The following is a 17,386-nucleotide window of genomic DNA, read 5'->3' as shown; positions in this document are numbered from 1 at the left end:
CGAGGTGTGGCGGGACCCGTCTACGTAAGCGTGTGGAGTCAGCGCGAGCGCTTCGCGAGGCGCTCCACGTCCAGGAGGATCACGGCGCGGGCCTCCAGGCGGAGCCACCCGCGGCCCGCGAAGTCCGCGAGCGCCTTGTTGACCGTCTCGCGGGAGGCGCCGACCAGCTGGGCCAGCTCTTCCTGCGTCAGGTCGTGCACGACGTGGATGCCCTCCTCGGACTGCACACCGAAGCGGCGCGACAGGTCGAGGAGCGCACGGGCCACACGGCCGGGCACGTCGGAGAAGACCAGGTCGGACATCTGGTCGTTGGTCTTGCGCAGGCGCCGGGCGACGGCGCGCAGCAGCGCCGTGGCCACCTCGGGCCGTGCGTTCAGCCAGGGCTGGAGGTCGCCGTGGCCGAGGCCGAGCAGCTTGACCTCGGTGAGGGCGCTGGCGGTGGCGGTGCGGGGGCCCGGGTCGAACAGCGACAGCTCGCCGATCAGCTCGCCGGGGCCGAGGACGGCGAGCATGTTCTCGCGCCCGTCGGGGGAAGTGCGGTGGAGCTTCACCTTGCCCTCGGTGACCACGTACAGGCGGTCTCCGGGGTCGCCCTCGTGGAACAGGGCGTCGCCGCGTGCGAGGGTCACCTCACTCATGGAGGCGCGGAGCTCCGCGGCCTGCTCGTCATCGAGCGCCGCGAAGAGCGGGGCGCGCCGCAGAACGTCGTCCACGAGTTTCTCTCCTATGTCGCCTGCATCGGGAGTGGACCCGATCGAATCGACCGGATCGCCCCGGTTGTCGATCATTTCCACTGCCCATTTTGCCGGACGGTCCAAACAGTGTGATCAGTCACTCGTACACAAGTCTGCCGCACCCGCGCCACAACCCGAGGGGGAGGGGGCCAATCGTGGAGCGATCCGGCGGCTTCGGGGCGGATGTCAGTGCCGGGCTTTAGGCTGGCCGAGTGTTCAAAAAGCCGGTGAGAGCGCAGGCGAAGGGGGTTGTGGCGGTGGTGGGTGACCTTGATTCCGCTGTCGGCGAACAGGCGCAGAAAGGTGCCCCCGAGGCCGTGACCCGAGGGTCGGAGACCGTGTCGGTGAGCATGATCGGGGCCGCGCCCGTACTCAAGTCCGTGTCCGCACAGGGGAAGGCCGCCTAGCGATGTCCGCGCCCGCGAAAAAGACCGCCGCGAAGGCGGCCACCTCGAAGAAGGCGGCTGCCCCGAAGAAGACGGCCACCTCGAAGAAGGCGTCCGCCGCTCCGAAGAAGTCCGCCACGAAGGCCGCCGCCCCGAAGCAGCCCACCGTCGCGAAAAAGTCGGCCGCGCGCCCCGAGACGCACACCGCGCTCGTCCGCCGCGCCCGGAAGATCAACCGCGAGCTCGCGGAGGTGTACCCGTACGCCCACCCGGAGCTGGACTTCGAGAATCCCTTCCAGCTCCTGGTGGCCACGGTGATGTCGGCCCAGACGACGGACCTGCGGGTCAATCAGACGACGCCGGCCCTGTTCGCGAAGTACCCGACCCCCGAGGACCTGGCCGCGGCCAACCCGGAGGAGGTCGAGGAGCTGATCCGGCCGACCGGCTTCTTCCGCGCCAAGACGCGCTCGATCATGGGCCTGGCCAAGGCGCTCAGCGAGGACTTCGGCGGCGAGGTGCCCGGCCGCCTCGAAGACCTGGTCAAGCTGCCCGGCGTGGGCCGCAAGACAGCCTTCGTGGTGTTGGGGAACGCGTTCGGGAGGCCCGGCATCACCGTCGACACGCACTTCGGCCGCCTGGTGCGCCGCTGGAAGTGGACCGACGAGACGGACCCCGACAAGGTCGAGCGGGCGATCGGCGAGCTCTTCCCGAAGAGCGAGTGGACCCAGCTCAGTCACAACGTGATCTTCCACGGCCGCCGTATCTGCCACTCCCGCAAGCCGGCCTGCGGCGCCTGCCCGATCGCCCCGCTCTGCCCGGCGTACGGGGAGGGCGAGACGGACCCGGACAAGGCGGAGAAGCTGCTCAAGTACGAGAAGGGCGGCTTCCCCGGCCAGCGCCTCAAGCCCCCGCAGTCCTACCTGGACGCGGGCGGCCTCCCGGCGCCGCCCCTGGCCGGCCGGGAGGCGTGACGGACCGCATCGGAGGGCAGTCGGGGCTTGGCCCAGCACACCGCGAGGGGGCGGCGATGAAGCACGTGAGCGAGGTCGGCGGGATGAGCGGCGGGGCGAAGGGGGCGGCCGGGGCGCACGGCACGGCGGGGGCGTACGGGCCGGGTGGCCCGCCTCCCTTCGACGTGACGCTCCGCACCGAGGGCCTGCCCGCCTGGCTGGACCCCGTGGCCCACGCTGCCGCCACGGTCCGCGGAGAGCAGCTCAGCCGCTTCCTGCCGCCGGAGAGCGGGGCCGGGCGGCAGTCCGCCGTGCTGATCCTGTTCGGCGAGGGGGAGCGCGGACCCGAGCTGCTGCTCATGGAGCGCTCCGGCTCGCTCAGATCCCACGCGGGCCAGCCCTCCTTCCCCGGTGGCGCCCTCGACCCGGAGGACGGCGACCCGCTCGGAGACGGGCCGCTGCACGCCGCGCTGCGGGAGGCGTGGGAGGAGACCGGCCTCGACCCGGGCGGCGTCCAGCTCTTCGGCGTGCTGCCGAAGCTGTACATCCCGGTGAGCAGCTTCGTCGTCACGCCCGTACTTGGTTGGTGGCGGGTGCCCTCACCCGTCGCGGCGGTCGACCCGGCGGAGACGGCGCGCGTCTTCACGGTCCCCGTGGCGGATCTCACGGACCCGGAGAACCGGGCGACGACGGTCCACCCGAGCGGCCACAAGGGCCCTGCCTTCCTGGTGGAGTCGGCTCTGGTCTGGGGGTTCACCGCGGGCGTGATCGACCGGCTGCTGCACTACGCGGGGTGGGAGCGCCCCTGGGACCGATCAAAGACGGTCCCACTCGATTGGCGGTCGTGACAGGGTGGGCGCCGTGAATCACGAGCAGGGGCCGACAGGGGCGAGGCGAGATGCAAGGCGGGGCGTGAATCGGTGAACGTGCTGGACTTCCTGCTGCTCGCCGCGGCCGTGTGGTTCGCGATCGTCGGCTACCGCCAGGGTTTTGTCGTCGGCATCCTGTCGGTGATCGGGTTCCTCGGCGGCGGCCTCGTCGCGATCTATGCGCTGCCCCTCCTGTGGGACGCGATCACCAGTGACGCGGAGGTCACCACGACCGCCGCGGTCGTCGCCGTGGTCGTCGTGATCGTCTGCGCCTCCGTCGGACAGGCGTTCACCACGCACTTGGGCAACAAGCTGCGCAGGTACATCACTTGGTCCCCGGCCCGCGCGCTCGACGCGACGGGCGGCGCGGTGGTCAACGTGGCGGCGATGCTCCTGGTGGCCTGGCTGATAGGTTCCGCGCTGGCCGGCACCACCCTGCCCACGCTCGGCAAGGAAGTACGCAGCTCGAAGGTGCTGTTGGGCGTCTCGCAGGCGCTGCCCACGCAGGCGGACACCTGGTTCGCGGACTTCTCCTCGACCCTCGCGCAGAACGGGTTCCCGCAGGTCTTCAGCCCGTTCGCGAACGAGCCGATCGCCGACGTGAAGCCGCCGGACCCGGCGCTCGCGGGCAGCCAGGTGGCGCGCAACGCGAAGCGGTCCATCGTCAAGGTCGTTGGCCAGGCGCCCAGTTGCGGCAAGGTCCTCGAGGGCACCGGCTTCGTCTTCTCCGACCGCCGCGTGATGACGAACGCGCATGTGGTCGGCGGTGTCGACGAACCCACCGTCCAGATAGGCGGCGAGGGCGTGAAGTACGACGCGAAGGTCGTGCTCTACGACTGGAAGCGCGACATCGCGGTCCTGGACGTGCCGGCCCTGCAGGCGCCCCCGCTCCAGTTCTCGGAGGCCGACGCGCAGCGCGGCGGCGGCGCGATCGTCGCGGGCTTCCCGGAGAACGGCGCGTACGACGTCCGCCCCGCGCGCGTGCGCGGGCGCATCACGGCGAACGGCCCGGACATCTACCACCGGGGCACCGTGCGCCGCGATGTGTACTCGTTGTTCGCGACGGTCCGTCAGGGCAACTCCGGCGGACCGCTGCTCACCCCCGACGGCCACGTCTACGGCGTGGTGTTCGCCAAGTCGCTCGACGACTCGGAGACGGGCTACGCGCTGTCCGGCGACGAGATCAGCACCGACATCGCGCGCGGCCGTACGGCGAACCAGCAGGTCGACACGGACGCCTGCGCGCTGTAGCCGACCAGCCGTGGAACCCGGCCGGATCGCCAGGTACGGAAGGGCTGTTCAGCCCCGCCCACCGTGCCGGATCCGCGCCGACACCCACCGGGCGCGGCGCCGCAGAATGCGAGGAATGCCCAGCCGGGGATCGTGCGCCGACCAGCCGTCAGGCGCTCCTCTCCGGGGAGAGCCCAGCGTCATCGCTGGGCGGCGATTGCGTGCTGCGTCACTGTAGTCGTGCGTCCAGCCCATACCCCGACGTGTGCCCCTGCCCCATGGTCGGTAACCGCCCTCACACTCCCCAAAATGGCGTATGCGCCGGGCAATTGGCCGTTCGAAGCACAGGCGTTCCCCTCGGCAATCCTTCACCAAACAGGGCTCACCGGTCCGGTTCGGGATCCTTCAGCCAGTTGACCAGTTCCTTGGAGAACGCGGCCGGATCCTCCTCGTGCGGGAAGTGCCCGAGGCCGTCGAAGAGGCGCCAGCGGTAGGGGGCCTCCACGTACTCGCCGGAGCCCGCCGCGCTGCGCGTGCGCATCACCGGGTCGAGGGAGCCGTGCACGTGCAGCGTCGGCACGCGCACGGGGCGCTTCATCCGCCGGTTGAACTGGATCCCGTCGGGGCGCGCGAGGGAGCGCACCATCCACCGGTACGGCTCGATCGAGCAGTGCGCGGTCGACGGGATGGACATGGCCTGCCGGTACGTCTTCACCGTCGCGTCGTCGGGCTGGTGCGGCCCCGACCAGTCCCGGACCAGCTTGCCCACCAACTCGCTGTCGTTCGCGAGCAGCTGACGCTCGGGCAGCCAGGGGCGCTGGAAACCCCAGACGTACGATCCCGAGCGCGACTGCCGGTAGTCCGCCAGCATCGCCGAGCGCCACCGGCGCGGATGCGGCATCGAGGAGACCACGAGCCGACGCACCAGCTTGGGCCGCATCACGGCCGCGGTCCAGGCGAGATATCCGCCGAGGTCATGGCCGACGAGCGCCGCGTCGGGCTCGCCGAGCGAGCGCACCACTCCGGTGATGTCGAGCGCGAGGTTCGCCGGGTCGTAGCCCCGCGGCGTACGGTCGCTGCCGCCCACCCCTCGCAGGTCCATCGCCACGGCCCTGAAGCCCGCGTCGGCGAGCGCGACGAGCTGGTGCCGCCACGTCCACCAGAACTGCGGGAAGCCGTGCAGGAGCAGGACCAGCGGCCCGTCCCCCATCTCGGCGATGTGGAAGCGCGCGCCGTTGGCCGCGACGTCCCGGTGGGTCACCTTGTGCCCGCCGGGAACGTCGAGGAGTACGAAGGACGCGGGCGGCTGGGCCGAAGGAGTGGCAGGGTCCGTCATGCAGACGAGCGTGCCACAGCCTCGATGGCCTTTGTGTCATGCCCGTCCGCGGTCACCTCGCGGGGGTGCGGCTTGGCGTTCTGCAGTACGCCTGCCGTCTCCTTGAACGAGGCTGCGGTCTTCTGCGGCCCCTTGCCCTGCTTGGCCTTCTTGGCGAAGACGACGCCGATGAGCGCGAGCAGCAGGAAGATGACCACGCTCGCGGCGAAGGACAGCAGGAAGCACCAGGCCATGTTCCAGCCGCCGTCGCCGTTGAACCCGCCGGTCCACGCGTTGATCCCGTACGCGAGCGCGAAGCTCAGCATCGGCAGCGAGAAGGTCAGGACGACCACTCCCGCCATGAACGCGCCACCACTGGTCGCGCCGCGCTTCACGTCCTTTTTGAGCTGCGCCTTCGCGAGGGCGATCTCGTCGTGCACCAGCGCGGACATCTCGGCCGTCGCCGATGCGAACAGCTGGCCGACGCTGCGTTCGGCGCCGACCGGGTTGTCGTCGGGTGCGCTCATCGCGTACTCCCCTGTTCTTCTGTGGCTGCTTCGTATGCGCGTACTGCGCGGATTCTCCGTCAGATCATGCCGGACGCTCGTCCTCGCCGCCTGCCCCGGCCGCCACTTGCGCAAGCCTTCGGTGTTCCGCGGCTTTCCGCTCGTAGATCTCGGCCATCCGAAGGTGGTACTCCGGTTTGCCCACCTCGTAGATGTCCGGGACCCCGGAGAGGTCCTCGTCGCGCTCCTCGTCCTCCCACAGGGCCCGGTACTTGGCGTTCCGGATCTTCAGCAGCACGCTCGCGATCACCGCCGCGATCAGCGAGCCCATCAGCACGGACGCCTTGATCTCGTCCGTCAGCAACGGGTCGTCGGTGAAGGCGAGTTCCCCGATGAGCAGCGAGACCGTGAAGCCGATGCCGGCGAGCGAGGCCACCGCGAACACATCGGGCCAGGCCAGCTCGTCGGAGAGCGAGGCCTTGGTGAACCGGGCGGTCAGCCACGTACCGCCGAAGATCCCGACGGCCTTGCCGACGACGAGACCCAGCACCACGCCCAGCGTCTCCGGCTTGGTGAAAACGTCGCCCAGGGCCCCGCCCGACACCGCGACACCGGCGCTGAACAGCGCGAACAGCGGCACCGCGAGCCCCGCCGAGAGCGGCCGCACCAGGTGCTCGATGTGCTCGCCGGGCGACTGCTCCTCGCCCTCCTCGCGGTGGCAGCGCAGCATCAGGCCCATGGCGACACCGGCGATGGTGGCGTGGACGCCGCTGTTGTACATCAGCCCCCAGATGACCAGGGCCAGCGGTACGTAGATGTACCAGCCGCGCACCCGCTTCTTCAGCAGCAGCCAGAAGACGGCGAGACCGAGGAACGCGCCGCCGAGCGCGGCGAAGTTCAGGTCGTCCGTGAAGAAGATCGCGATGATCAGGATCGCGAAGAGGTCGTCGACGACGGCGAGGGTGAGCAGGAACGCGCGCATGGCGCTCGGCAGCGAGGTGCCGATGACGGCGAGGACGGCGAGCGCGAAGGCGATGTCGGTGGCGGTCGGCACGGCCCAACCGCTCATCGAGCCGCCGCCGACCGCGTTGACGATCACGTACACGATCGCGGGTGTCGCCATGCCGCAGAGGGCGGCGACGACGGGCAGCGCGGCGGCCTTGGGGTCGCGCAGATCACCGGCGACGAGCTCGCGCTTGAGTTCGATGCCGGCGACGAAGAAGAAGATCGCGAGCAGCCCGTCGGCGGCCCAGTGCTCGATGGAGAGGTCGAGGCCGAGCGCGCCGGGCCCCAGATGGAAATCGCTGACGGCCTCGTAGCTGTGGTGCAGGGCCGGGATGTTGGACCAGACGAGCGCGGCGATCGCCGCCACCAGGAGCAGGACGCCGCCGACGGTCTCGGTGCGCAGCGCGTCGGCCACGAAGGTCCGCTCGGGCAGCGAGAGCCGGCCGAGTGCCTTACGGTCCTGCTTGTTCTTGGGCGCGCTCACGGGTGAGACCTCCGGTCGGGTACGGCTGACTACGTTGCCGACCAGACTTCCCGGCGCACCTTTTGGATCCCTGTCGCGTTCTTGACGCGATCCTCACCCTACCGGGTGCGCGGGCCTGCTTGGTGATCATCACCATACGCACGAAACGGGCACCCGGCGCGCTCGCCGGATGCCCGTTCCCGTGGGTTCGTACGCGGGTCAGTCCTCGCTGGACGCCGAGGGCAGCTCCGCCTGGATCAGGTCCATCACGGAGGAGTCGGCGAGCGTCGTGACGTCTCCCACCGCCCGGTTCTCCGCGACGTCGCGCAGGAGGCGGCGCATGATCTTGCCGGAGCGCGTCTTGGGCAGCTCGGCGACCGGCAGGATCCGCTTGGGCTTGGCGATCGGGCCGAGGGACGTGCCCACGTGGTTGCGGAGGTCCGCCACCAGCGAGGCGTCGTCCGCGTTCGCGCTGCCGCGCAGGATCACGAAGGCGACGATGGACTGTCCGGTCGTTTCGTCGGCGGCGCCGACCACGGCGGCCTCGGCGACGGACGGGTGCGAGACGAGCGCGGATTCGACCTCGGTCGTCGAGATGTTGTGCCCGGAGACGAGCATGACGTCGTCGACCCGGCCGAGCAGCCAGATGTCGCCGTCCTCGTCCTTCTTGGCACCGTCACCGGCGAAGTACTTGCCCTCGAAGCGCGACCAGTACGTGTCGATGAACCGCTGGTCGTCGCCCCAGATGGTGCGCAGCATCGAAGGCCACGGCTCGGTGAGGGCGAGATAGCCACCCCCGCCGTTCGGCACCTCGTTCGCCTCGTCGTCGAGGACGGTCGCGGAGATACCCGGCAGCGCGCGCTGGGCGGAGCCCGGCTTGGTCTCGGTGACGCCCGGCAGCGGCGAGATCATGATCGCGCCGGTCTCGGTCTGCCACCAGGTGTCCACGACGGGGCACTTGTCGGCGCCGAAGTTCTTCCGGTACCAGACCCAGGCCTCGGGGTTGATCGGCTCGCCCACTGACCCGAGCACGCGCAGGCTGCTCAGGTCGAACTTCGCGGGGATCTCGTCGCCCCACTTCATGAACGTACGGATCAGGGTGGGCGCCGTGTAGAGGATCGTGACGCCGTACTTCTGCACGATCTCGGAGATGCGGCCCTGGTGCGGGGTGTCCGGGGTGCCCTCGTAGATGACCTGCGTCGCGCCGTTCGAGAGCGGGCCGTACGTGATGTACGAGTGTCCGGTGACCCAGCCGATGTCGGCGGTGCACCAGTAGACGTCCGTCTCCGGCTTCAGGTCGAAGACCGCGTGGTGCGTGTACGACGCCTGCGTCAGGTAGCCGCCCGACGTGTGCAGGATGCCCTTCGGCTTACCCGTCGTACCCGACGTGTACAGGATGAACAGCGGCTGCTCGGCGTCGAAGGCCTGCGGCGTGTGCTCGGTGGACTGGCGGCCGACGGTCTCGTGCCACCACAGGTCGCGGCCCTCGGTCCAGGCCACTTCCTGCTCGGTGCGCTGCACGACCAGAACGTGCTCGACCGATACGCGGGTCAGCGCCTCGTCGACCGCGGGCTTGAGCGCGGACGGCTTGCCGCGCCGGTAGCCGCCGTCGGAAGTGATGACAACCTTGGCGTCGGCGTCCTCGATGCGCTTGGCGATGGCGTCGGCCGAGAAGCCGCCGAAGACCACCGAGTGCGCGGCGCCGATGCGCGCGCAGGCGAGCATCGAGATGACCGCTTCCGGGATCATCGGCAGGTAGACGGCGACCCGGTCGCCGGTCTGAACGCCCAGCTCGGTCAGGGCATTTGCGGCCTGGCTGACCTCGTCCTTGAGCTCGGCGTAGGTGATCGCGCGGCTGTCGCCGGGCTCGCCCTCGAAGTGGATCGCGACGCGGTCGCCGTTTCCTGCCTCTACGTGGCGGTCGACGCAGTTGTACGCGACGTTGAGCTTGCCGTCCTTGAACCACTTGGCGAACGGCGGGTTCGACCAGTCGAGCGTCTCGGTCGGCTCGGTGTCCCAGGTGAGGCGGCGGGCCTGCTCGGCCCAGAAACCGAGCCGGTCAGCCTTGGCCTGCTCGTACGCCTCGGCCGTGACGTTGGCGTTCGCGGCCAGGTCAGCGGGCGGCGCGAAGCGTCGCTCCTCCTTCAAGAGGTTGGCCAGGCTTTCGTTGCTCACGACGCTTCTCCCATGCAGTGTTTGTGTCGGAGGCGACCGTTGTGTCCCAGGCCACAGCTCATCAGACCGCGACCCCTGGTGACAAGGGGGGTCCGCGAATTGGTTTAGACCTGTACGCGTAGGGCTCCCGACCTGGTCGGGAGCCCTACGGTCTCATCTGATTGCACGGAGGCGGGGACGGGTCGGTTCAGGCCCGCGTGGCGCTGCCTCCGTCGAGGCTGCCGTCGAGGGCGGTGGCCCCGACCTGTCCGAAGACCGGGTCGGCCTCGTCGAGCAAGTACGCCTGCGCCTCCCCGACATGGAAGTACATGCCGTGCAGTTCGAGCGCGCCCCGCTCCAGGGCGCGCGCCACGCACTCGTGCTCGCGCAAGTGCTCCAACTGCTGGACGACATTGGTCAGGCAGAGCTGCTCGACCGTGTCGGCGGGCGCCCGCCCCGCGAGCCGCGCCCACGGCAGCCCTGCGTCGGACATCCGCTCCAGGCTCGGCATCCCGTGCCGCAGCCAGCGCTTGAGCGGTGTGAGCGCCCCGTGGCCGCTCGGGGGACTGCTCAACAGCGCCTGCATCGCCCCGCATCCGGAGTGCCCGCACACGGTGATCGACTGGACCTCGAGCACGTCCACGGCGTACTCGATGGCGGCGGCCACCGAGTCGTCCGCGCTCTCGGCGCCGGGCAGGGGCACGAGGTTGCCCACATTCCTCACGACGAACAGATCACCAGGACCGCTCGACGTGATCATCGACGTGACGAGCCGGGAGTCGGCGCACGTCAGGAACAGCTGCGTGGGCTTCTGCCCCTCGCGCGCGAGCCGCGCCAGCTCCTCGCGCACCAGCGGCGCCGTATTGCGCTGGAACGCGCTGATCCCGGTGGCCAGTTGATGCCCGCCGGCCCGCCGCGGCTCGATGGCCCGGGGCGCCGCCGCCGGGTCGTGCGAGGGCCGGTCGCAGTGGTGGTTGCGCCACGGCGTCCAGGGGCGGCAGCAGGTGTGGCTCGCGCGCGCGGGTTCGGCGATCCTGGCCCCTCCGCGCCCGGCCACCTCGACCTTGCCGCCCTGCGTGGTGTGCGACTTCTGCCAGTCCTGCAGCGCCTCGTACGCGGCGTGGTCCATGAAGGACCCGTCCAGCTCCACGACGCAGTCCGCGGTGTGCGGCACCTGGTGCAGGGTCCGGCTGAGCCGGGGCACCGCGAGGAACGTCAACTGCCCCCGTACGCGCACGTGGTGGACGCCGCGGGAATCCACCTCGTGCGTGATGCGGGTGCGCGCGAGGCGGTGCAGGGCGACGCCGACGGCGACCGCGACGCCGAGCCCGACGCCTTCGAGCACGCCGAAGACGACGACGCCGAGGGTGGTGACCACGTACACCAGGACCTCACGGTGGCGGGTGACCGTGCGGATGTGGTTCAGGGACACCATCTGGATGCCGACCGCCATCACCAGGGCGGCGAGCGCGGCGAGCGGGATCAGCTCCAGGACGGGGACCAGGAGCAGCGTGGCGGCTACTACCCAAACGCCGTGCAGCATCGAGGAGTTCCCGCTCACGGCGCCCGCGTTCACGTTCGCCGAACTGCGCACCGCGACCCCGGCGACGGGCAGCCCGCCGAGCGATCCGGAGACGATGTTCGACGCGCCCTGCGCGAGCAGCTCCCGGTCCAGGTTCGAGCGGCGCATCGCGGGCGGCAGGTCCGAGCGCTTGGCGGTCATCTTGTCCACGGCGACCGCCCCGAGCAGCGACTGCACGCTGCACACGAGCGTGGTCGTCAGGACGGCGGCGACGAGGCCGAGCACGGGCCCGTCCGGAAGCCCGGCGAGCGCATGGCTGCTCCAGGAGGGCAGATCGACCTCGGGCAGGCTGAGCCCGAGCAGCGCGGCGGTCACGCTCGCGGCGGTCACGGCGATGAGCGCGGCCGGCACCTTGCGCGCGAAGCGGCCGATCCGCCCCGGGATGCGCGGCCAGGCGAGCAGCACCGTGAGCGTGAGCGCGCTGACGCCCAGGGCGGCGGGCTGGGCATCCGCCAACTGCTGCGGCAGGGACGCCACGTTGGCGAGCACGGAGCTCTCGGGGGAGCCGCCGAGCATGATGTGCAGCTGGGCGACGGCGATGGTGACACCGATGCCGGCGAGCATGCCGTGGACGACGGCGGGGCTGACGGCGAGGGCGGTGCGGGCCACTCGTAGGCAGCCGAGGCCGAGTTGGGCGAGGCCGGCGAGGACGGTGACGGCGCAGGTGGTCCGCCATCCGTAGCGCTGGATCAGCTCGGCGGTGACGACGGTGAGGCCCGCGGCGGGCCCGCTGACCTGGAGCGGCGCTCCGCCGACGCAGCCGGCGACGATACCGCCGACGGCGGCGGCGACGAGCCCCGACTCCAGGGGCGCGCCGGTCGCGAGGGCGATGCCCAGGGACAGCGGCAGGGCGATGAGGAAGACCGCGATGGACGCGGAGAAGTCGGCTCCCGCGATGCGGAAGCGGCGGGGCGTGGGCGGTGGACTGTGTGCGGTGCGGGCGGCGTCCGAGGGCTCGCCCGTCCGGCCGGAGTCACTGGTGTGGGTGGATACGCAGGCTGACATGGTTTCCCGTCTCCTCCGGGGTGCAGCGCGGTCGCGGAATGTGGGGTGACCCCTTGCGGTGGGCGGGGTCGATCGCGGCCGTGGTTCACGGCGTGCAGCGGCGGGATGAAATCAACGCTCAGTAGCGGTCGGTAAATGAATCGTAATGCAGAGTAAAGATTGTGGCCGGATAAAAGGTGCAAATGGGTTACCAGTTCACGCTCAGTAGTGAATAAGAAGGCTTGTCGGCTTGTCGGACTAATTCGGTTCGGCCCTCGTGTCACCGTGACGGCGTTGTCCGTGCATAACGGGCATTCATCTCTTTTCACCGCCACACAAGCCGACTCCAGGAAGAAGGTGGGCGGAAGATGGCCGCCACCCACAGGATTGCCGCCAAGCGGCTCGCCGCGGGCATCACCGCCGCCGCGGCGTGCGCCGCGGCACTCGCCGGATGCGCCACCGGGAAAACCGGCGGATCCAGCGAGCACCGCACCGTGAAGACCAAGCCCCAGCAGGGTGCCCCCGGCCCGAAGAAGGCCAAGCCGGGCAGCGCGATCAAGCTGATCGGCGACGGCTCGACCGCGTACACCGGGCGGCAGCCGAACCTGCCACGGGCCGAGCGCCTCAGACCGGGGCAGAAGCCGCCGCAGTTCGTGGTCTTCTCCTGGGACGGCGCGGGCGAGGACAGCCAGAAGCTCTTCTCGCACTTCCGTAAGGTCGCGAAGGAGAACAACGCGGCCATGACGTACTTCCTGAGCGGCGTGTATCTGCTCCCGGAGGGCAAGGCGGGCAAGTACCACGCGCCGCAGCACTCGGCCGGCCGCTCGGACATCGGCTTCAACGACGCCAAGGGAATCAAGGACACCGTCGAGCAACTGCGCGGCGCCTGGCTCGAGGGCAACGAGATCGGCACTCACTTCAACGGCCACTTCTGCGGCAAGAACGGCGGAGTGGGCCAGTGGTCGGTGGCCGAGTGGAAGAGCGAGATCAAGCAGGCCAAGTCGTTCGTGAAGGGCTGGAAGTCCAACTCGGGCCTGAACCGGTCAGCGCCGCTGCCCTTCGACTACGACAAGGAGCTCATCGGCGCCCGCACCCCCTGCCTCGAGGGCAAGGACAACTTCACGCGCGCCGCGAGCGAGCTCGGCTTCCGCTACGACACCAGCGGCGTCAACAACCAGGTCTGGCCCAAGAAGAAGAACGGCCTGTGGGACCTGTCGATGCAGCTCGTCCCGTTCAAGGGCCACTCCTACGAGCAGCTGACCATGGACTACAACTTCATGGTCAACCAGTCCGGCACGGCGACCCAGGGCGATCCCGCGAAGCGCGAGTACTGGGGTGACCAGATGCGCGACAGCCTGCTCGCGGGCTTCGACCGCGCCTACAAGGGCAACCGCGCGCCGCTCGTCATCGGCAACCACTTCGAGTCCTGGAACGGCGGCACCTATATGCGCGCCGTCGAGGAGACGGTCGAGAAGGTCTGCAAGAAGCCCGACGTCCGCTGCGTCTCCTTCCGGCAGCTCACCGACTGGCTCGACGCCCAGGACCCGAAGACCCTGAAGAAGCTCGGCGGTCTCGGCGTGGGCGAGGGCCCGAAGAAGGGCTGGGAGTCCTACCTCGGCGGCAAGCGGGCCCCGGCCCCGAAGGGGGTACCGGGAGCCCCGGCCGCCAAGTCGTAGGTACCGTCCGGCACTTGCTCAGGCAGTAGCTGCGACGCTCTCCCGCAGGACGAAGTCGGGGTCGACCTGGGACGCCAGGTCGGCCCCCGTTTTCTCGTTGCCCCAGCTCTGGGCGTTCTTCAGGTGGAAGTGGACCATCTGGCGCGTGTAGCGCTCCCAGTCGCGCACCTCGTACGTGGCGTCGGCCGCGTCCTGAAGTGTCCGCAGGGAAGCCTTGTTGGGCTCCTCCAGGAGCTCGAAGCGCGGCGGGCGGCCCTTCTCCATGGCGCGCACCCAGTCCGAGTGCCCGACGGTGACGAGCAGGTCCTCGCCGACCTCGGAGCGCAGGAACTCCAGGTCGTCCGCGTCCCGCACTTTGTTGCCCACCACCTTCAGGTCGATCCCGAAGTCCCGGGCGTACTCCTTGTACTGGCGATAGACCGAGACGCCCTTGCGGGTCGGCTCGGCCACCAGGAAGGTCATGTCGAAGCGGGTGAACATGCCCGAAGCGAAGGAGTCGGAGCCCGCGGTCATGTCGACCACCACGTACTCACCCCGGCCGTCGACGAGGTGGTTCAGGCACAGCTCCACCGCTCCGGTCTTGGAGTGGTAGCAGGCGACACCGAGGTCGGCCTCGGTGAAAGGCCCGGTGACCATCAAACGCACGGCCTGGCCGTCGAGTTCCACGTCGCGGGCGCAGGCGTCGTACACCGGATTGTTCTCGCGGACCCTGAGCAGTCGCGAGCCCTCGCCGGGCGGCGTGGTCTTGATCATCGTGTCGGCCGAGGCGATCCGCGGGTTCGAGCCGCGCAGATAGTCCTTGATCAGGGGCAGCCGGGCCCCCAGCGCGGGCAGCTCGCCCGCGACGCCCTCGTCGAGCCCGAGCGCGGCCCCGAGGTGCTGATTGATGTCGGCGTCGACGGCGATGACCGGGGAGCCGGTGCCGGCGAGGTGGCGGATGAACAGTGAGGACAGCGTGGTCTTGCCACTGCCGCCCTTCCCAACGAAAGCGATCTTCATGTTCACGAAGGGTATCCGTACGGTCGCTGTCCGTGTCGATGTGGCGTGAAGAAGACCACTCCTTCGTGGGGCGGCGCCGCGTGGCCCGTAGGGTCGTACTCATGAGTACGACAGCCGACCCCCTCGCCGCCCTGGCCGACCTGCCGGGTGTGGCCGATTCCGTGGACGCCGTGCGCAAGGCTGTGGACCGGGTCTACGGACACCGGGTCATGCGGCGTCGCAGCAACGAGATCACGTCCGAGGCGGCACTGCGCGGGGCGCGCGGCAGCGCGGCGCTCTCCGGTGCCGACTGGCCGCTCGAAGAGGTGCGCAGGCGCACCGACTTCAGTGGCGGCGACGGCGACAAGGAGGCCCCCACGGTCGGCGCGGCCCTGCGGCTGACCGCCGAGGCCGGTCAACTTCTCTCCATCTGGCGGCAGTCGCCCCTGCGGGTGCTCGCGCGCCTCCACCTGGTCGCGGCGGCCGACAAGAGCGACGCGGTGGGTCGGCCGCGGCTCGGGGACGAGTCGGTCGACGAGCCGCTCGTCGAACTCCCGGTGCCGGACGCCGAGGAGGTGGCGGGCCGCCTGGAGGGGCTCTCGCAGCTGATCATCGCCGAGAGCGCGGCGCCGGCCCTGGTGAACGCCGCCATCGTGCACGGCGAGCTGCTCGCCCTGCGCCCCTTCGGCTCGCACAACGGTCTGGTCGCGCGCGCCGCCGAGCGCATCGTTCTGGTGGGCAGCGGTCTCGACCCGAAGTCCGTCTGTCCGGCGGAGCTGGGCCATGCCGAACTCGGCCGGGCGTCCTACGCGGCCGCACTCGACGGCTATGTCTCCGGTACGCCGGAGGGGATGGCGGCCTGGATCACCCACTGCGGCAAGGCGATCGAGCTGGGTGTCAGGGAGTCGACGGCCGTCTGTGAGGCGCTGCAGCGGGGTGCCGCGTAGCGGAAAAGGCCCGACAAAGAGGCCTGACAAAAGGGTTGCGGCGGTACGAATACTCGTACCGCCGCTGGCATGTTCACCGGGTTACCAAGCGTCCTCGAAGTGTTGCCCATCAGGTCGGGTTCTTTGCCCGTTGCCTGGTGCGGCTGGCCCGTAATCGACGGGTCGACGTCGCGTGGGTGCTCGGTGTTCATGCATCGGTCCGTGGGGCCTTTTGCGGTTGAAGGTGTCCTCTCGGATGTCCTTGGTCTCGCGGGCCGTTGAATCCTTTGTACTCCTCCCCTGGGGGAAGCGGAAGCCCTGGCCGCACTTCTTTACTTTTAGGTTCAAATAGGGCGAACCGGTGGCCTCAATGGGCGCCTGGCGTCGCGCGACGCCGGCTCGCGTACCAGACCAGGCCGGCCGTGACCGCGGCCGCGCCGACCCCGGCCGCCGCGAGCAGCGCGGGCCGTGAGGGCGCGGACAGATGCGGCAGGCGCTGCTTGAGCCGGACCGGCTTGTGGAAGTCGAGGATCGGCCACCCGCGCGCGAGTGCCTCGCGGCGCAGCGCCCGGTCCGGATTGACGGCATGGGGATGCCCGACCGAGCTGAGCATCGGCAGATCCGTCGCCGAGTCGCTGTACGCGTGGCAGCGCGCGAGGTCGTACCCCTCGGAGCGCGCCAGTTCCTTGATGGCCTCCGCCTTTGTGGGCCCGTACGCGTAGTACTCCACCTCGCCCGTGAAGCAGCCGTCGTCGCCCACGACCATGCGGGTGGCGATCACCCGGTCCGCGCCGAGCAGCTCACCGACCGGCTCGACCACTTCGGCGCCGGATGTGGAGACGATGACCACATCGCGTCCGGCGGTGTGGTGCTCCTCGATGAGGGAGGCTGCCTCGTCGTAGATGATCGGGTCGATCAGATCGTGCAGGGTCTCGGCGACGATCTCCTTCACCTGCTGCACGTTCCAGCCGCGGCAGAGCGCCGAGAGATACTCGCGCATCCGCTCCATCTGGTCGTGGTCGGCGCCGCCGGCGAGGAACACGAACTGGGCGTACGCGGTGCGCAGTACGGCCCTCCGGTTGATCAGCCCGCCTTGGTAGAACGACTTGCTGAACGTGAGTGTGCTCGACTTAGCGATGACCGTCTTGTCCAGGTCAAAGAACGCCGCTGTACGGGGCGTGGAGTGAGGCAAGGAGTGGTTTTCCACGAGGCCGAGCATAGGCGCCAACCATTCGGCGTAAGCTGTGGCGCGTGGGTTTGCTTGAGAAGGCTCTCGGGTACACCATGGAAGTCACGGATCGTTCGCGACCGTGCTAACCCGGTCTGGCTCCTCCCCCCCCGAGTCGGACCGTGGGGACGACCCCCGCTCTCCCCCCCGGCGGGGGTCGTCGCATGTCCGGACCCGTTTTCGGGTCCTTTTTTTATGCCCGCACAGGGGTTTTCGAAGGCTCGCGCGCCTCGGAGGGCACGCCCGGTTCCCGTCACGCTGCGTGACCGTCAGGCTGCTCTGCGGAGAGTTCCATGCCCCGTTCAAGGTGTCACCGGTATGAGTGACTGGGATATTCACAAGCCTTCTCGTGTCCACAGTTATTGACCAAGATCCCCACGTTTTCCGGGATCGCTGCACG

General features: G+C 69.7%; 13 protein-coding genes. 5 read left to right on the top strand and 8 right to left on the bottom strand.

Going from position 1 to position 17,386, the window contains the following annotated elements:
• Positions 1-38 precede the first annotated feature (38 nt).
• A complete protein-coding gene (locus OG746_RS03650; protein WP_031090867.1) occupies positions 39-713 on the bottom strand; it encodes a Crp/Fnr family transcriptional regulator in 675 nt (224 codons plus the stop codon).
• A gap of 430 nt (positions 714-1,143) precedes the next feature.
• Between OG746_RS03650 and nth the strand changes: the two genes are divergently transcribed.
• The 3 genes from nth to OG746_RS03635 all read left to right on the top strand — a co-directional run bounded on the left by nth (position 1,144) and on the right by OG746_RS03635 (position 4,190).
• Positions 1,144-2,091, top strand: a complete 948-nt coding sequence (gene nth, locus OG746_RS03645; RefSeq protein WP_266711444.1) for an endonuclease III — start codon at positions 1,144-1,146, stop codon at positions 2,089-2,091.
• 56 nt (positions 2,092-2,147) lie between these two features.
• Positions 2,148-2,918: an NUDIX hydrolase gene (locus OG746_RS03640; protein WP_266711442.1), complete on the top strand. Its 771-nt coding sequence runs from the start codon at positions 2,148-2,150 to the stop codon at positions 2,916-2,918.
• Positions 2,919-2,990: 72 nt separating this feature from the next.
• Positions 2,991-4,190 (top strand): MarP family serine protease, encoded by a 1,200-nt coding sequence (locus OG746_RS03635; RefSeq protein WP_266711440.1) that lies wholly within the window; start codon positions 2,991-2,993, stop codon positions 4,188-4,190.
• Positions 4,191-4,551: 361 nt separating this feature from the next.
• Here the strand turns inward: OG746_RS03635 and OG746_RS03625 are convergent, their stop codons facing one another.
• The 5 genes from OG746_RS03625 to OG746_RS03605 form a co-directional block, all read right to left on the bottom strand.
• Positions 4,552-5,505 carry an alpha/beta fold hydrolase gene (locus OG746_RS03625; protein WP_266711437.1) on the bottom strand — a complete coding sequence of 318 codons (954 nt, stop codon included), beginning with the start codon at positions 5,503-5,505 and terminating at the stop codon, positions 4,552-4,554.
• Positions 5,502-6,011 (bottom strand): phage holin family protein, encoded by a 510-nt coding sequence (locus OG746_RS03620; RefSeq protein ID WP_266711435.1) that lies wholly within the window; start codon positions 6,009-6,011, stop codon positions 5,502-5,504. Before OG746_RS03620 ends, OG746_RS03625 begins: the two co-directional genes overlap by 4 nt.
• Before the next feature lie 64 nt (positions 6,012-6,075).
• Positions 6,076-7,479 (bottom strand): Na+/H+ antiporter NhaA, encoded by a 1,404-nt coding sequence (gene nhaA, locus OG746_RS03615; protein ID WP_266711433.1) that lies wholly within the window; start codon positions 7,477-7,479, stop codon positions 6,076-6,078.
• A gap of 198 nt (positions 7,480-7,677) precedes the next feature.
• Positions 7,678-9,633, bottom strand: a complete 1,956-nt coding sequence (gene acs, locus OG746_RS03610) for an acetate--CoA ligase (RefSeq protein WP_266711431.1) — start codon at positions 9,631-9,633, stop codon at positions 7,678-7,680.
• A gap of 187 nt (positions 9,634-9,820) precedes the next feature.
• Positions 9,821-12,199, bottom strand: coding sequence for a SulP family inorganic anion transporter (locus tag OG746_RS03605; protein ID WP_266711429.1), 2,379 nt, complete (start codon positions 12,197-12,199; stop codon positions 9,821-9,823).
• A gap of 347 nt (positions 12,200-12,546) precedes the next feature.
• On the opposite strand from OG746_RS03605, the gene OG746_RS03600 reads away from it, so the two are divergent.
• Entirely contained in the window at positions 12,547-13,854 is a 1,308-nt protein-coding gene (locus OG746_RS03600; RefSeq protein WP_266711428.1) for a polysaccharide deacetylase family protein, read from the top strand.
• Positions 13,855-13,872: 18 nt separating this feature from the next.
• Here the strand turns inward: OG746_RS03600 and OG746_RS03595 are convergent, their stop codons facing one another.
• A complete protein-coding gene (locus OG746_RS03595) occupies positions 13,873-14,853 on the bottom strand; it encodes an ATP-binding protein (protein WP_266711426.1) in 981 nt (326 codons plus the stop codon).
• 101 nt (positions 14,854-14,954) lie between these two features.
• Between OG746_RS03595 and OG746_RS03590 the strand changes: the two genes are divergently transcribed.
• Positions 14,955-15,779 carry a Fic family protein gene (locus tag OG746_RS03590; RefSeq protein ID WP_266711425.1) on the top strand — a complete coding sequence of 275 codons (825 nt, stop codon included), beginning with the start codon at positions 14,955-14,957 and terminating at the stop codon, positions 15,777-15,779.
• Between the two features lie 346 nt (positions 15,780-16,125).
• Here OG746_RS03590 and OG746_RS03585 read toward each other — a convergent pair whose 3' ends face one another.
• Positions 16,126-16,977: an HAD family hydrolase gene (locus OG746_RS03585; protein WP_266711423.1), complete on the bottom strand. Its 852-nt coding sequence runs from the start codon at positions 16,975-16,977 to the stop codon at positions 16,126-16,128.
• Positions 16,978-17,386 lie beyond the last annotated feature (409 nt).

This window comes from Streptomyces sp. NBC_01016, assembly GCF_026341035.1.
GTDB lineage: Bacteria > Actinomycetota > Actinomycetes > Streptomycetales > Streptomycetaceae > Streptomyces.
This window is presented reverse-complemented; position numbering and strand designations above follow the sequence as displayed.

Bases quoted from the DNA above. Each gene is read 5' to 3' on its own strand.
- nth (WP_266711444.1), top strand. From the start codon at position 1,144: ATGTCCGCGCCCGCGAAAAAGACCGCCGCGAAGGCGGCCACCTCGAAG.
- OG746_RS03640 (WP_266711442.1), top strand. From the start codon at position 2,148: ATGAAGCACGTGAGCGAGGTCGGCGGGATGAGCGGCGGGGCGAAGGGG.
- OG746_RS03625 (WP_266711437.1), bottom strand. From the start codon at position 5,505: ATGACGGACCCTGCCACTCCTTCGGCCCAGCCGCCCGCGTCCTTCGTA.
- OG746_RS03620 (WP_266711435.1), bottom strand. From the start codon at position 6,011: ATGAGCGCACCCGACGACAACCCGGTCGGCGCCGAACGCAGCGTCGGC.
- OG746_RS03605 (WP_266711429.1), bottom strand. From the start codon at position 12,199: ATGTCAGCCTGCGTATCCACCCACACCAGTGACTCCGGCCGGACGGGC.
- OG746_RS03600 (WP_266711428.1), top strand. From the start codon at position 12,547: ATGGCCGCCACCCACAGGATTGCCGCCAAGCGGCTCGCCGCGGGCATC.
- OG746_RS03595 (WP_266711426.1), bottom strand. From the start codon at position 14,853: ATGAAGATCGCTTTCGTTGGGAAGGGCGGCAGTGGCAAGACCACGCTG.
- OG746_RS03590 (WP_266711425.1), top strand. From the start codon at position 14,955: ATGAGTACGACAGCCGACCCCCTCGCCGCCCTGGCCGACCTGCCGGGT.
- OG746_RS03585 (WP_266711423.1), bottom strand. From the start codon at position 16,977: ATGCTCGGCCTCGTGGAAAACCACTCCTTGCCTCACTCCACGCCCCGT.